This window comes from Ureibacillus thermosphaericus (genome assembly GCF_002370195.2).
Lineage (GTDB): Bacteria > Bacillota > Bacilli > Bacillales_A > Planococcaceae > Ureibacillus > Ureibacillus thermosphaericus.
The window spans coordinates 939,155-955,159 of the sequence record NZ_AP018335.1 but is presented as its reverse complement, the minus strand read 5'-3'; the positions used below and the strand labels follow the sequence as shown (position 1 = coordinate 955,159).

Annotated in this window: 11 protein-coding genes; 5 read left to right on the top strand and 6 right to left on the bottom strand. The window is 38.8% G+C overall.

Annotated features, from left to right (window positions below; translation table 11 throughout):
* Window positions 1-81: 81 nt before the first annotated feature.
* Complete coding sequence (gene ggt / locus UtA1_RS04640; protein WP_096550193.1) at window positions 82-1,716, bottom strand: gamma-glutamyltransferase; 1,635 nt, start codon at window positions 1,714-1,716, stop codon at window positions 82-84.
* A gap of 257 nt (window positions 1,717-1,973) precedes the next feature.
* Between ggt and UtA1_RS04635 the strand changes: the two genes are divergently transcribed.
* Window positions 1,974-2,327 carry a hypothetical protein gene (locus UtA1_RS04635; RefSeq protein ID WP_096550192.1) on the top strand — a complete coding sequence of 118 codons (354 nt, stop codon included), beginning with the start codon at window positions 1,974-1,976 and terminating at the stop codon, window positions 2,325-2,327.
* A gap of 533 nt (window positions 2,328-2,860) precedes the next feature.
* Here UtA1_RS04635 and ltrA read toward each other — a convergent pair.
* From ltrA to UtA1_RS04620, 3 genes are all read right to left on the bottom strand, one after another.
* Window positions 2,861-4,117 (bottom strand): group II intron reverse transcriptase/maturase, encoded by a 1,257-nt coding sequence (ltrA, locus tag UtA1_RS04630; protein ID WP_096552407.1) that lies wholly within the window; start codon window positions 4,115-4,117, stop codon window positions 2,861-2,863.
* Window positions 4,118-5,074: 957 nt separating this feature from the next.
* A complete protein-coding gene (locus UtA1_RS04625) occupies window positions 5,075-6,430 on the bottom strand; it encodes an aspartate aminotransferase family protein (protein ID WP_096550190.1) in 1,356 nt (451 codons plus the stop codon).
* A gap of 378 nt (window positions 6,431-6,808) precedes the next feature.
* Window positions 6,809-8,395, bottom strand: coding sequence for a PucR family transcriptional regulator (locus UtA1_RS04620; protein ID WP_016838803.1), 1,587 nt, complete (start codon window positions 8,393-8,395; stop codon window positions 6,809-6,811).
* A 241-nt stretch (window positions 8,396-8,636) separates the two neighbouring features.
* On the opposite strand from UtA1_RS04620, the gene UtA1_RS04615 reads away from it, so the two are divergent.
* The 4 genes from UtA1_RS04615 to UtA1_RS04600 are packed head-to-tail and all read left to right on the top strand — an operon-like array spanning window position 8,637 to window position 13,246.
* Window positions 8,637-10,277 (top strand): amidohydrolase, encoded by a 1,641-nt coding sequence (locus tag UtA1_RS04615; protein WP_096550189.1) that lies wholly within the window; start codon window positions 8,637-8,639, stop codon window positions 10,275-10,277.
* The gene (locus UtA1_RS04610; RefSeq protein WP_016838801.1) at window positions 10,264-10,464 is read left to right on the top strand and encodes a DUF3311 domain-containing protein; all 201 of its coding nucleotides are present in this window, start codon (window positions 10,264-10,266) and stop codon (window positions 10,462-10,464) included. The genes UtA1_RS04615 and UtA1_RS04610 overlap by 14 nt, the downstream gene beginning before the upstream one ends.
* The gene (locus UtA1_RS04605) at window positions 10,461-11,975 is read left to right on the top strand and encodes a sodium:solute symporter family protein (protein ID WP_016838800.1); all 1,515 of its coding nucleotides are present in this window, start codon (window positions 10,461-10,463) and stop codon (window positions 11,973-11,975) included. The genes UtA1_RS04610 and UtA1_RS04605 overlap by 4 nt, the downstream gene beginning before the upstream one ends.
* A gap of 20 nt (window positions 11,976-11,995) precedes the next feature.
* Complete coding sequence (locus tag UtA1_RS04600; RefSeq protein ID WP_016838799.1) at window positions 11,996-13,246, top strand: Zn-dependent hydrolase; 1,251 nt, start codon at window positions 11,996-11,998, stop codon at window positions 13,244-13,246.
* A 166-nt stretch (window positions 13,247-13,412) separates the two neighbouring features.
* On the opposite strand, the gene UtA1_RS04595 is transcribed toward UtA1_RS04600, so the two are convergent.
* Both UtA1_RS04595 and UtA1_RS04590 read right to left on the bottom strand, forming a co-directional pair.
* Complete coding sequence (locus tag UtA1_RS04595) at window positions 13,413-14,036, bottom strand: ECF transporter S component (RefSeq protein WP_016838797.1); 624 nt, start codon at window positions 14,034-14,036, stop codon at window positions 13,413-13,415.
* Window positions 14,037-14,385: 349 nt separating this feature from the next.
* Window positions 14,386-15,912 (bottom strand): CoA-acylating methylmalonate-semialdehyde dehydrogenase, encoded by a 1,527-nt coding sequence (locus UtA1_RS04590; RefSeq protein ID WP_096550188.1) that lies wholly within the window; start codon window positions 15,910-15,912, stop codon window positions 14,386-14,388.
* Window positions 15,913-16,005: the final 93 nt, after the last annotated feature.

Below are 16,005 nucleotides of genomic sequence, written 5' to 3'. Positions count from 1 at the left end.
CTTTCTCTATATATTTTTACAAAATTTTCACATTTTGTGAATCAATTGTTATATTACGAACGAGAGGAATTGGAAAATTTTTTAATATCCAATGGCTATACCATCACCACGAGGATCTGCTCCTCCATACTTCACTCCCTTTTCATCGATATATATCGCTCCTGCGTGTCCCATCAAATCCGAAAACTCTTCTACCACTTCCACCTCATGCCCAAATCGTTCCAACTCCTTTTGCACATTTTTTGGAATACGGCTTTCCACTTTTAATGTATTAGTGGTTGCTCCCCAAGTCCTGCCATATAAAAATCGCGGAGCTTCGATAGCTTCCTGTACATTCATACCGTAATCGATAATGCGTGTTGCAAGGAGCGTTTGCGTTTGTGGCTGACCTTCTCCCCCCATAGTTCCGTAAATTAAGACTGGGCGATTATCCTTCATCAGCATGGCAGAATTGAGCGTATGGAAGGAGCGTTTTCTCGGTTGCAAGGAATTCACGTGTTTGTCATCTAAAGAGAAGAAGCTGCCTCGATTTTGCAATAATACCCCTGTTCCTTTTGGAATAAAAGCGGAACCAAATTCATGATAAATGCTTTGAATGCAGGAAACAGCATTTCCTTTTTCATCCACCACCGCAAACCAAACCGTATCCCCCTTTGGATCCATGGCAGGTAATGCCGTCGCATGGCAACTTTCTTTTATCTTTTCAGCAAAGCCAACTCCTCGCTCTTTACTGAGCAATTCGTTCAGCGGAATATGGTTGTATGTTGGATCAGTTAAATACTTGTCACGGTCTCGGAAGGCATGTTTGATGGCTTCTGCTAATAGGTGATAATGCTGTGCAGAGCCTTCTTCAATCTCCGCTAAATTCAATTGATTTAAAATATTCAATATGGATAAAGACGCCAATCCTTGTGTATTTGGAGGAAGATTATAAGCCACAAAGTTACGATAAGGCACTGAAATGGGCTCCACTAAATCGCTCGTATGTTTTTGGAAATCCTCTTTTGTCAAAATGCCTCCGTGTTTCTGCAAGTCTTCCACCATACGTTCCGTCAATTCACTATCATAAAAATAGTCCGCGCCGTTTTGTGCAATGAGTTCCAATGTGTGTGCCAAATCTTCTTGAATGAAGATATCTCCCACTTTGTAAGGCTTACCATCCTTTAGAAAGATGCGAGAAAACTCTTCAAAACGATTTAATGCACGAAACGTTTGATCTTTTTCATCCAAATTTACTTTCGTCCATGTGTGTTGGCTTGGAGTCACAGGAAAGCCTTCCTTTGCATAGGCAATCGCTTGTTCAAGGAGCTTATGCCATGGCATGGTACTTCCCATTTCATCTTGTCCGTATTGATATGCTACATTCCATCCCCGAACTGCACCGGGTACCGTAATAGCCGCAAGTGGACCGCGCGCAGGAATTGTTTCGTATCCTTTGGAGCGATAAAATTCAATGCTTGCCCTTTCGCCGGAACGACCACTTCCATTAATCGCTGTGATTACCCCGTTGTTTGCGTTATAAATGAGCCAAAAGTTATCTCCACCAATGCCATTCATGTGAGGATAAACAACGGCAATGGTTGAAGCCATTGCAATAGCAGCTTCAATTGCATTCCCTCCCTCTTTTAACACAGAAAGGCCTGCCTGTGATGCTAAGTAGTGTGGCGACGTCACCATCCCTTTCATTGCCATTGTCGTTGCTCTATATTGAACCATTCTCCTTCCCCCCTGTATAATCCATCAATCAATCTACATAATCTTCATTTTATTCTGTAAATTGAAAATGTAAAGAGTTTACAGTTTTTTATTTTTGATTTCTTCAAAAGGAAGGAGATTTGCCAAAACTGTTTAAACCTTTAGTTAATTTATCGACAAACTGCAAGGATTTTTTGAAATTCATGAGTAATATATTAATAATGTCGAATCGCAATTCTAGTAAAGTTATTTAGTTACTAAGCGGGAGGTGTTAAATTTTGAAAAAAGTCCGTATGTTAATGATTTTGCTTATTTGTATTCTTCCCTTGACAGCATGTATACAAGAAATTCTTTTATTTACTGGGGAAAGCGATTATTGGAGTATACGTTATGAAGTGAATAAAAGTGAAGTTTGCGGAAAATCAAGTGGAGCTATTAAATATATAGGCAATGAGCCAGTTCCCGAAAGTATAAAGTTCTCCATTGATAATTTAGAAGGAGATGTTTCACTAGAACCTGAAGGAGTATTCAGTTTACCTTTTGGATGTTCTAATGTGAGTAAAGAATCGGAAATTGAAGCTATAATAGAATGGAATGGCAAAACAGAAACCATTGCACTAGAGTTAAATTGATGAATAGATACGGGTATAATCTCAACTTATCAACAACGAGGGGACTTCTCCTCGTTTTTCTCAATATTAAAGGGTCATTTAATGCCTTATTTACAATAGCAAAAGTAAGCGGCTTTTTCTTCACGAAGGCGAAATGAAGTCGAGATTTTCGAATAATAAACTTTCGTCCAACACCTACTTCCCCTCGTCAGATAATAAAGGAATAGCCACTTAACGGGGATAACGATTTGTCGCTACGAAAAAGTTCCTTCCCTCCAAAAAAGTTTTTATTCCAATAGAAGATCATATTTAGTTGTCTCTCAGATAGAATTCAACCCCTTCTGTTTCATGTATCAAATCTTCGACATTCAAGGAAATTCCCCTCCCAAAATAAGACATTTCTCGGGAAATAATGCAACATTTCATCTTTTCTAACGATTAATTATCTTCCGTTTTCTACATTTATATCTACAAATCGAGTAGGAGGGAGCGATTAACTCCCGTCCTCTCACACCACCGTACGTACGGTTCCGTATACGGCGGTTCAATTAAGATCATTGACGCAAGTTTTCATAACGAGCTTCAAGACTTTTCAGCCCTTGGTTTCTCCAATTGGAGTTACCAAGGGTTCTGTGTAATATTGGACTATTTGAAATACGCCAATAACTCTTCCGAGTATTTCCCCATTCATACGCTTGCCATTGTGGTACGCCAAGTTGAATAAGGTTGCGTATCTTTGTTTTCGGTTTCTTCCAGTTCTTCCATAGACACATCCGAAGTCTTCTACGAATCCATTTATCTAATCCAAGGAATATAGATTTGGTGTCTGCCAAGGCAAAATATCCACACCATCCCATTAGATATTGATTCAGTTTCTGAATGCGGTATTCCATCGGGTAGGGCATCTTGCGTGATGTGATTTCACGAACTTTATTCTTCATTCGTTTAAGGCTTTCTTTTGCGATACGAACCTTTGGCTCTTTATGATAGGTAAAGCTAAATCCTAGAAACTTACGTTTCCATGGACGGTCGACCGCTGATTTCTTTTCATTTACTTTCAGTCGTAGTGTTCCTTCAATAAATCGCTGGATACTTGCCATTGTGCGAAGTCCTGCTCGTTTACTTTTCACGTAAATGTTACAGTCATCCGCATATCGAACGAATTTGTGTCCTCTTCTTTCCAATTCTTTATCTAGTTCATCTAGTACAATGTTAGATAGTAGCGGACTTAATGGTCCTCCTTGTGGAGTTCCTTCTAATGTGCTTGACACCACACCATTAATCATGACGCCCGATTGTAAATACTTACGAATCAATTTCAGTAATGGTTTATCTTGGATTCTCTTCGCGAGTGTACCCATTAATCTATCATGGTTGACCTTATCAAAGAATTTCTCCAAGTCCATATCTACAACCCATCGATATCCATCTCTTATATATTCTTTCGCTTTCCTCACCGCATCATGAGCACTTCGGTTTGGTCGAAATCCGTAGCTGTTTTCAGAGAATGTAGGGTCATACACTTTTGAAAGTACTTGGGCGATTGCTTGTTGAATCAAACGGTCTGTTACGGTAGGGATTCCTAGTAAGCGAACACCGCCATCAGGTTTCGGGATTTCGACTCTGCGGACTGGCATCGGTTCATAAGTTCCCTTGAGAATTGCTTCTTTAATCGATAGCCAGTTTTCAACTATGTGCTGTCGTAGATTTTGTACGGGCATCATATCTACTCCGTGGCTTCCTTTATTCTGTTCTACACGTTTTAGTGCTTGAAGCATATTCTCCCGTGACAGGATTTGATTCAAAAGCATCGTTATTCTCCTTCCGTGAATAGCTTGTCTTCTTATGCCAGTGGTCACTCCACCCTCCAAGAGGTCCCCCACGGGATTCACCGCTTCCTCCCTCAAGTGAGGTACTACGTTTTCTGTGTTCATCATGACTCACTGAATGCCAAGGGCTATTCTCTCTTAATTGTTCGGTCCTTCTCAGTTGTTCTAGACCAACTAATACTATGACCTCTGCTGACTTCTGATGGTTCAGCTACTTATCACTAAGTAGGTTATGAAGTGTACTTCACGTATCCATCAGACCTCCCCGGGTAAGTACATGCACTTTCACACCATCTATCCGCCTCATTTACTCGATATGACCTTCGACAGAAAGAGCTTTGTTTTGTTTCGCAAACTCACTCAATCATACCTAGCCTTATATGAGGTTCGTGTTCCTCGGACCGGTGTTTTGCCTCCAGCTTCCTTCAGATTCCGCGTCACCACGGACACCCTTGCTCTTGGCTAACCTCTACTTCTGTCTTCGGGGTTCGGGACTTACACCCTATAGTTCATGTACATGCCGGGCGCACAAAGATAGACCAGTCGAAACTAAAATTCGACTGGTCCATGCAATCTATTCCTTCATTCATAACCACACGCAATTAAATATTTTAATAGATTCGCTTCAACTTTCAAAGTAATTATCACAAATTCATAAAAATTTATTCGAATTAACACGTTCTATTTAAAACAAGGGGGACGGACGAAAGTAGTTTCGCCGGTTTCTTCATAGGGATGTGCTTCAACTTTCACATTCGAAAGAGATTCAATTGAGTTTCTTACATCATGCACTTTATGCAATTATCACCAAAACGCAACATATGCAACCTTCAATTTTTAGGGATTCATTTGATCGAACCATCAAGTGTCCACTTTGAATTCGTACAATGTCGTTCACTTTATTACAACATTATTTTAAAGGTATGTGTGTACGTAACTTTATTTCAACTCTTTAATTGCTTTAGAAACGACTTTCACAACTGTTTCAATATCTTCATCTGAAATATTTAATGGTGGTGCGATTGTTAAAACGTTATTATAGCCTGCCACTGTTACGCCGTTCTTATTAATAATGACTCTTTTCTCTTTACTTTTCGCAATGACTTCATTCACTAGTTTCACATCAAGCGGCTCTTTTGTAGCTTGATCTTTCACAAGTTCAATTCCAATCAGCAATCCTTTTCCTCGCACATTGCCAACATACGGTGCATTTTTCAACTCATCTTGGAATGCTTTCAACATTTCAGCACCTTTTACCGCTGAACGTTCGAATAGATTTTCTTCTAGCATAATATCAATATTTTTAATCGCTACTGCACTTGCTGCTGGATTTCCGCCGAACGTATTCACATGACGGAAGAAATCATATTCTCCACTATCTTTAAAGGCTTCATAAATTTCCCGTTTCACCGCAGTTGCTGATAAAGGTAGATAAGCACTCGTAATACCTTTTGCCATCGTAATGATATCTGGTTTAACGCCGTAGTTCATAAAGCCAAATGGTTTTCCAGTGCGGCCGAACCCGCAAATCACTTCATCAACAATCATTAATGCTCCGTGCTTTTTACATACCGCTTCGATTCCTTTTAAATAGTTTTCTGGAGGAATGAGGATGCCGCCCCCTGTAATAATTGGCTCTAAAATCATTGCCGCAATTGTTTCGCTGAACTCCCAAGTCATGACTTTGTCGACTTCTTTTACACTTGGAATTTCAAGTGGGTCTGTATAATGATCTTCATTGTTGCGATAAGAATCAGGCGGTGTTACATGAATGAATCCTGGTGCTAATGGCTCGTAACGGTATTTTCGTTCTGCTTGACCAGTTGCTGCCAGTGAGCCCATAGAGTTCCCATGATAGGCACGGTAGCGGGAGACGATTTTCCAGCGGGATGACTCGCCTTTTTGATGGTGATATTGTCTTGCGATTTTAAAGGCTGTTTCATTTGCCTCAGAACCACTATTGGAGAAGAAAATGACATAGTCATCGCCTAACAGCTCATTAATTTTTTCTGCTAACTCAATAGCTGGTGCATGGGAAAAGGATAGTGGCGTGTACGCATTTTTTATCATTTGATCATATGCTGCTTTCGCTAACTCTTCCCGACCATATCCAACATTCACACACCAAAGCCCTGCCATCGCATCGATATACTCTTTTCCGTCCACATCAACAACTCTTGCGCCCGTTGATTTTTCAATTACAAAGGTTGCATTAGGGTTGTATGGTTTCATGGAGTGCCACACATATTTTTCATCTTTTGCCAACAACTCTTTCCCAGCATTTGTACTTAACATTTCATCACGCTCCTATTCATTACTTTCATCATTCCGCTTACAAAAGAAACCCTTTTCAAAAATCAATAGAATGCTAGCTAGAAAGGCACTTGTTGTATGTATATTATGAATGGGAAGTAGGTGTTTTTCATTGAACAAAACGTTAAATAAAATTCAAAATATTGTACAAAACGTAAAAATAACTCCCCTCCGCTCTTGTCGTAAAAGGCTTTTCAAAAAATGTAAAAAGCCGACCAAAAAATGTAAAACTTTTTGGTCAGGCTCAAATCTTATCAATAAATATCTTTTTTAATCTCTCCCACCAATGGTCACACTCGTCGCAATATATCTGCGACGAAAGCAGAGCGAGCCATAAAAGAGACCCATCAAAATGACTTTTCATGCGCTCCCTTTCTTCATCGGCACTAAAAACTTTCTTGCAAGCAGCATAAATTCTAATGCAAGTCTTTTTTCACCATTCATAAAATCTTCCCCTAGTAAACTTTCTATCTTTCGAATGCGGTGATACAACGTTTGCCGTACTATATATAACCTTCTTGCGGTTTCCTGTTTCGAACCATTCGTTTGCAAATACACTTCTAACGTTTCAAGCAATTGGCCATTGTTCTTTTCATCAAACTCAATTAACGGTTGCAAATAATCTTCTACCATTTGCTCTAAATCTACATGTTTTTGCAAATTATAAATCAATCGGAATAAATGCAAATCATCATAAAATTGAGCAGGTGTCCCTACTTTTCTTTTAATATATAACGTATCCAACGCCGTCTGAAAGCTATCATGCATGCAATGTAGATCATTGGTGATTTTTCCTACAGCAAATTGGAAAGAAGATGGATGAATTTTCGCTAACACTTCAGAATTTCCCAGTTTGCTCAGGGCTTCTTTCATTCGATCTTTCATTGAACCTTCTCTTTTATTTAACAAGATAAAAATAATATACTTTTTCTTTTCTATAATTAATGTTAAAAATCCGTACTGTTCGAAAATAGACCGCCCTAACAATTTGTAGTAAGTAATATCAAGTTTCTGCTGTGAGAAAGATTCATTAAATTGGGTGATAAATACCGCTCCGCCTTGTAAAGAAAGGCTTGGCCATTGCGAAAATAGGTAGTGATGAATTTCATCCTTTGAATGCTTCCCTTCAATCCATCCCTCTATCCAGTGAGCGTCTTCCATTCCCTTTTTCTCTTCCACATATAATTTTCGAATAAAAAGTTGGCCAAGGGCAGTCGCTGTTCTGTCCAAAATGAGTGTTTCAAATTCAGTTATAGAAGCTTTCTCTTCTACTAACATCACTTCTGCATATTTATGTTCAAATAGATGGATAGGTTGCACGAGTAGTTTTTGAACATATGATTCTTCTTCTAGCTTTTGTAACAAACAAGCTTTTTGTTTTTTTGAAGTGTTTGGATATAAAATGGGTTCTTGTCCATCGATTTTCAAGACAAGTGGTTTTTCTAAATATTTATAAGTAATTTTTAAGATTTCTTCCGGTTGCTGTGCGTACAATGTTTCTTTATTCAACATTTCGGAATAGCTCTCTAGCTTTGAAACCATCGCATATTGCCTATTAATAATGAGGGAATGCAGTTCTTGAGTAATTTCTATAAAGGCCACTTCTTCTTTAAAAACAATGATAGGAAAGGCATGCTTATCTGCAAGTTGAACCACTTCATAAGGCACTTGTTGAATATATTGCCCATATTCAATACAAAGAGCCGCGCAATTGGATTCAATTAGCCCTTTTACAAAATGTAAAAATTTATCTACATCATTTTGGATGCCCAGTCCAGTTGTTAATACAAGCTCATTGCCTTTTACAAAGTTTTCAACATTGACAATTTCTATAATATGTACCCACTTTATGACATTGTGTAAACCTAATCTTCCTGCGATCACTTCCGCCTTTTGAAAATGTTTGTTGTGCAAAATATCTTGAACTTGCATGGAGTAATGATTCAATCGCTATCCCTCCTTATTTATTTATATTGTTAATACATTGTCTGATAGAACAAAACTAACAAATTTTCAGTATAATAGAGAAATAATATAACTTTTTGTAGTTACGATATGTATAATCATACTTGAAAGTATTTAACAAAGTGTCTATATTTTTCTGAATTTTATAAATGTTAAATTTATTATACCTATACACTAATCCCTTTCTAGGTGTATAGGTATTTTTTGTATAAGGGGTGAATGTATGTTTTTTGCAGATTATGTATTTTATGATGGAGAAGTAATCACAGTAGATCGGTTTGATTCAGTCGTTGATTGTGTTTGTGTAAAAGGAAGAAAAATTCTTGCAACAGGTGAATACAATTCTCTCCAACACTTGATAGGTCCAAATACAAAACGGATTCGTTTAAATGGAAGATCTCTTCTTCCAGGGTTTAATGATGCCCATTTACATCTTGTTTTATATGGAGTAAATCAACTAGCCATCAATTGCAAAGAATCTGGAATGGACTCCTTAGAAGCCATTATTCATGCCTTATCAGAAAAGGCGAAAAGCACTCCCCCCGGAAGATGGATTCGAGCATGGGGATTTAATGAAAGAAAAGTAACAGAACAGCGCTACCCTACACTGGAAGAATTAGATGCCATCTCAACAGAACACCCTATTATCATTACTAGAACATGTGGCCACATTTCCGTTGTCAATAGCAAAGCATTGAAACTTGCAAATATTGATCAACACACACCTAATCCTCAAGGAGGTATCATTGAAAAAGATCAAAACGGCCATTTTACTGGTCGACTTATTGAAGCAGCAAATATGGAAATGAATCAAGTTGCCAGCTATACGGAAGAAGAGTTGTTAAAAGCGATTGAAATTGCCAATCGGGATTTTTTAGCAGCTGGCATAACAAGTGTTGGTGAAGCTGGAGCGTTTAATGCGGATAGTTTTCGAGCACTCCAAATTGCGAGTCAACAAGGCTTGTTGCAATTACGAATATATGCATTATTAGGTTCATTAGTTGATTCAAAAGACTTTCTAAAGAAAATCATAGCCTCTGGAACGCTCACTGGGACAGGCAATGAATGGTTCAAATTAGGACCCGTTAAATTATTTTTGGATGGTAGCAGCACTGGCCCAACCATTGCAACGCGTGAAGGATATACAAGTGATCCAGCAAATCATGGCATTCTCTATTACTCTGAAGAAGAGATTTATAACATTTTAGGACATGCTCATAAACTGGGGTATCAAATTACCGTACATGCTCAAGGAGATAAGGCAATTGAAATGTATTTGAATGTTGTTGAGCGAGCATTGAAAGAACACCCGCGAAAAGATCATCGCCATCGTATTGAACATGCTGGCATTTCGACTCCAGATTTGCAAAAGCGAATAAAGGAACTAGGCTTGATTCCTGTTCCAAATCCGCCATTCCATTATGAGTTTGGTGAATCGTATATCCACAATTACGGAGAGCGAGTTCGTTACATGTACCCCGCTCGAGATTTCATTGATCAAGGCATTCTGGCTGCAGCTGGTTCAGACTCCCCTGTTACAGACTACAATCCTTTAGTTGGAATTCATACAGCAGTGAATCGTAAAACGAGCGAAGGGACACCGATTGGAGAAAATCAATCCATCAACGTTTTAGAAGCAATCAGAATGTATACTTACAACGGTGCTTATGCCTCCTTTGAAGAGCACATAAAAGGTAGCATCGAACCAGGAAAACTTGCTGATCTCGTTGTGTTAAATGATAGCATTTTGAATATTCATCCTCATCACATTAAAGATTTACAAGTGGATTTAACAATGATTGATGGAAACATTCTTTATCAGAGAAAGGATTCAAAGGAGGTAGGATTCTATGAAGTACATTAAATTGTTGCTGATTATTCCTTTTATTGGGATGATTGTCTGTCTCCCAATGGTGAATCGCATTGAACCTTATGTATTTGGCTTGCCTTTTTTATTATTTTGGATTGTGTTTTGGATGATTCTTTCATCAGTCATCATGGCCATTATTTATCGATTTGATCCAGATAATAAGGAAGGTGAAGCTGAATGAATACTTCATTAATCATTATTTTTGCCTTTGCCCTATTCGCTTTGTATTTAGGGATTCGTTCATCTCGCGGGAAAGATATTAATTTAGATGAATTTGCTGTCGGTAATAAAGGTTTCGGAACGCTATTTGTGTTCTTGTTAATTGCTGGGGAAGTTTATACAACATTTACGTTCTTAGGAGGTAGTGGTTGGGCATATTCTAATGGTGCAGCAGCCTTTTATGTCCCTGCTTATATTTGCTTGGCGTACGTGTTATCCTATTGGCTCATTCCAAAAGTTTGGCGATATTCAAAAGATCATCACATTATTTCTCAGCCAAGCTATTTTGCATCCTTTTATAAAAGTACAGCTTTAGGGATTATCGTTGCGATTCTCGGAACAGCCGCTCTCGTTCCTTATATTATGATTCAATTAAAAGGTTTAGGGATTATTGTATCAGAGGCATCTTATGGCGCAATCTCCCCTGCTATCGCAAGTACAATTGGAGCGGTTATTGTAACAACGTACGTCATTATTTCAGGTATGCACGGTTCTGCTTGGACAGCCGTTGTGAAAGATATAATGATTCTAGCCGTGATTATCTTCTTAGGGCTATATATCCCTTATCATTACTTCGGTGGAATCCGACCATTGTTTGAAGCTGTACAAGCTACACAGCCAGAAAAATTAACACTTGCAGATTCCGGTTTTAGTATTTCTTGGTTTATTTCAACTGTATTATTAAACGCACTCGGCTTTTATTTGCTTCCAAACTCGTTCTCTGTCGCGTTAACGGCTAACAGTGAAAAAGCATTACGGAAGAATGCGATTACATTGCCACTCTATACATTGTTATTATTGTTCGCCTTTTTCATCGGCTTTGCGGCAATTGTGCAAATACCTGGATTGCAAGGTTCTGAAGGAGATTTGTCGTTATTGCGTTTATCCATTCAAACTTTTGACCCTTGGGTAATTGGAGTCGTTGGTGCAGCTGGATTATTAACAGCGTTAGTCCCTGCTTCCGTTATGTTAAATTCCGCTTCCATTGGTCTTACAACAGGAATTTACCGTGTCATTAATCCAAATGCTAGCGAACGAAAGCAATTGCTCCTATCCAAAATACTTATCGTTGTTATCGTCATCATCGCCCTTTACTTCGCTGTAAATGGTAGTGATGCTCTAGCGATGTTAAACATTTTATCGTATGCGATTATTACGCAATTAGCACCTGGACTGTTGTTTAGCTTCTCAAAGAAACCATTGTTGAATAAGTACGGGGTTATTGCAGGGATCTTAGCTGCGGTTGCAGTGATTTTCTACATGAGTTTAACAGGAGCTAAGATTGCAACCTTCTTCCCTAACGTTCCAACATTTATTAACGACATTAGTACAGGCATGCTTGCTCTGATCCTGAACTTCATTGTTGCCATTTGCGTGAGTTTGCTAACGAAAAGTTTGGTGAAGGAAAAAGAGGAAGAAGCGGTATTGCAACAAAGCCCTGCACAACTAGAGGAAACATCTATCACAAAATAATTTGATTGGAGGAATGGAATATGAAAGTTTGTAATGCAAATCGACTTCGTGAAACGATTGAAGCTTTTGCAGAGATTGGGAAAACGAAAAATAATGGTGTAACGCGCCTATCCCTCTCTAAAGAAGATATTGAAGCACGAAAATATTTTATTAAATGCTGTGAAGAGTTAGGAATGTCCATAAAAATTGATGACATGGCCAATATTTATGCCACACTGCCAGGTAAAAAGGATCTTCCTCCGATCCTTATGGGTTCGCATCTAGATTCTGTTGAAAAAGGCGGTCGTTTCGATGGAGTTTTAGGAGTGGTGACACCGTTAGAAGTCGTTCGCACTTTGAAAGATTTAAACATAGAACTAGAATTTCCAATTACACTTGTGAACTTCACGAATGAAGAGGGCGCCCGCTTTGACCCAGCGATGATGAGTTCTGGCGTACTGACAGGGAAATTTGATAAAGAAAAAATGCTGAAATCCACAGATAAAAACGGCATTACTTTTGGAGAAGCTCTCGAAAATAGCGGATTTAAAGGTGATGAGCAAAACCGTTTGAAAGAAGGAACAGCCTTTATCGAACTTCATATTGAACAAGGTCCTGTCCTTGAGTCCGAACAGAAAGAAATTGGAGTGGTTGAAGGCGTCGTTGGAATGGTGTGCTACGAAATTACAGTGAAAGGTGAATCCAACCATGCCGGTACTTTCCCAATGAAACATCGAAAGGATGCCCTCTTCTTAGCGGCTGATTTAATTACGCATTTAAAACAAGAACTCGGAAAACTTGATGAAGAACTCGTGTATACAATGGGGCGAGTCAATGTGCATCCAAACATTCATACAGTGGTGCCAAATCTAGTGAAATTTACGCTAGAATCTCGCCATAAAGATCCGAACGTCATTAAACAAGTGGAAACAATCATTCACTCACTCCCTACCGAGTCGAATGGATGTACCGTTAGCTTTGAGAAGCTTTGGGGCCGTGATACAGTTCCATTTGATGAAACGATTGTAAATACAATTGAATCCGTAAGCAAATCATTAGGATATTCTACTAGAAGAATGTACAGCGGGGCTGGCCACGATGCGCAGTTTATTGCAAGCATTGTTCCAACAGCGATGATTTTTGTACCGAGTGTAGGTGGACGCAGCCACTGTGAAGAAGAGTTAACTTACTACGAAGATTGTTATAAAGGTGCCAACGTATTGTTGCAAACTTTACTTTCCCTTCACGATCACTATTTATCAAAATATTCATCAGCTTCGAAAAATCAATAAAAATACCTTGGGGCTGTCCAGAAAGTCGATCACTTTCTGAACAGCCTTACTTCTTATGGTAATATTCTCTAAAAACTTTGCTCCTGCGGTGGTCATATCAAAATATCACTATCCTCGTCGCAACTGTCAGCATTTTAGCATAATGTATTGCCAATTGTTTTAATTCCTATTTCTTCGCGATTTTTAGCAACGGCGGCACCACCACTGCTGTAGCTACTGCTGCCAGCGTGGCTTCGGCAATGCCATTGGTGAAAAACACCGTTAACACGGCAGCTATAACGCCAAGCACGCTATCCACTTTCATTGCTTGCGCATAAGCGTCATGGAACACTAAAGCAATAGACCCCATAATCAAAAACGTATGTAAAACCGTAGTCAATAGTCCCGTTAAAAATAAAGACACTTTCAGATTGGATTTCATCTTTGCCAAAACTTTTTGAAGGAACTTATAAAGAAAATATGGAAGAATACCGACTATCACCCTTGGCACAATGGCAATAAATAGCGCCCATAAACTGCCTTGGCTTGTCCCTAACACAGGGATAGCTGGTGAAAAAGCGAAAGATAATAAGGTTGGTGCAATTGTATTCGTAATAACACTTGAAATTCCAAAGGCAAGTCCGAGAAAAGCCCCAATTCTTGGTCCTAAAATAATAGAAGCAATAATGATTGGAATATGAATAATTGTAGCTTTAATCACACCTAAATGAATAAATCCAATGGGTGTAAGCGCAAATAATAAAATGATTGCTAAAAATACGGTTGTTAGCGTAAAATCTCTTATTTTCATAACTAATCCCCTTTTTATAACGATCTAGTATGAAACGGTTACTCTAAGATTTTCCCATGAATGCTCGAAATTGTCATTCATAAAATATTTCACTATTGTATTCATTTTTTATGAATCTGCATTGAACAATGGATTTTCTACCTATCTTCTCTATATTAAGATAATTTATCGATATTAATGGACGCGGCATTCTTTAAAACTAGGCCGCATTGTTCTCTGCAATGAAAACCTACATCATCTCATAAAAAAAGCCGCCTAGAAAGGAAATACCCTCTCTAGACAGCCTCATAAGGGGGATTTTTATATTTTTACTTAGGAAAGCAAAGAACCTATTACCCCAAATGAAAAATTATTTTGTATTGTCATTGCTAGGGAATGCAAATGTAACTTTTGATTCTGTATCCACATCAAGCCATTTTTCAGAAATTGTTTTTCTCTTCGTGTAGAAGTTCGCTTGATCTGGACCGAACATGACACCTGTACCGAAATTTGAACGTTTCCAACCAGCGAAGTTGTGATAACCTACTGGAATTGGGATTGGCACGTTGACACCAACCATTCCTACTTCGATTTCGTCTTGGAACTTGCGAGCAGCTGCACCATTGTTCGTAAAGATTGTCACCCCATTGCCAAGCTCATGGGAATTAATGATATCAATTGCTTCTTGTAAAGAATCTGCTCTCACCACAATTCGTACAGGGCCGAATACCTCATATTTAAAGATTTCCATATCTGGCGTCACTTCATCTAGTAAAGTTGGACCTAAATAGAAACCATTTAAAGTTTTCAAGATTTCAGGATTTCTGCCATCTGTTACAAGTTTTGCTCCTTCTTTTAGGCTTCGCTCAAGATAGCCAAGAATCGTTTCTTTTGATTCTTTCGAAATAACCGGACCGAAGTCTACATTATCGTCTGTATATGGACCTACTTTTAATTTCTCGATTTTTTCTTTTAAGATGGCAACGAGTTTATCTGCCGTTTCTTTCCCCACTGGAATTACTCCTGATAGTGCCATACAACGCTGGGAAGCTGCACCATAAGCCGCTCCAATAAATGCATTTGCCGCCTTTTCTAAATCCGCATCTGGCATGACAATCATAAAGTTTTTACCGCCACCAAGCGCCGCTACCCGCTTATTATATTTCGTTCCAGTGTGATAAATATACTCTGCAATTGGTGTTGAACCTACAAAGTGAATCGCTTGTACTGTATCGTTTTCTAGCAATTCATTTACCGCCTCTTTATCTCCATTAATAACCGTCCATACACCATCTGGTAATCCTGCTTCTTTCCAAAGGTTTGAAATATATAGCGCAGAAATCGGCACTTTTTCTGATGGTTTTAAAATAACGGTATTTCCTACGGCAACCGCCATACTTGTTTGAGCAAGCGGCACCATAACTGGGAAGTTAAACGGTGAAATAGCTGCCACAACTCCAAGAGGATCTTTGCGGGAGAATGCATTAATATCGCCACCTACATTTACGGAATACTCCCCTTTTACCATGTGTGGAGCATTAATCGCTAAATCTACTGATTCTAAACCGCGCTGAATTTCTCCACGAGCGTCCTCTTTCGTCTTACCGCTTTCCTCACAAATAATTTCGATTAATTCTTCTTGGTTTTCTGCGATTAATTGGCGGAATCTTTGCACAATCTCAGATCTTTTTCCGCCAGACATCGCCTTCCATTTTGGAAAAGCATTTTTCGCCACTTCAATTGCATGGCGAACTTCTTCTCGAGTTGCAAGTGGTACACGTGCAATGACTTCTCCTGTGCACGGATTGTACACATCCGAAAAACGGCCACTTGTTCCAGGCACTAACGAACCATTTATAAAATGTTGTAACTCACGAATTTTTTGTTCAACTGCCATATTATACACCCCTTGTATTGTTTAATTTAAATATTCTCTTCCTCCAAATATGTCCAGCTGTTGTCCTGTTATCCATAACTGTAATGGAAACGG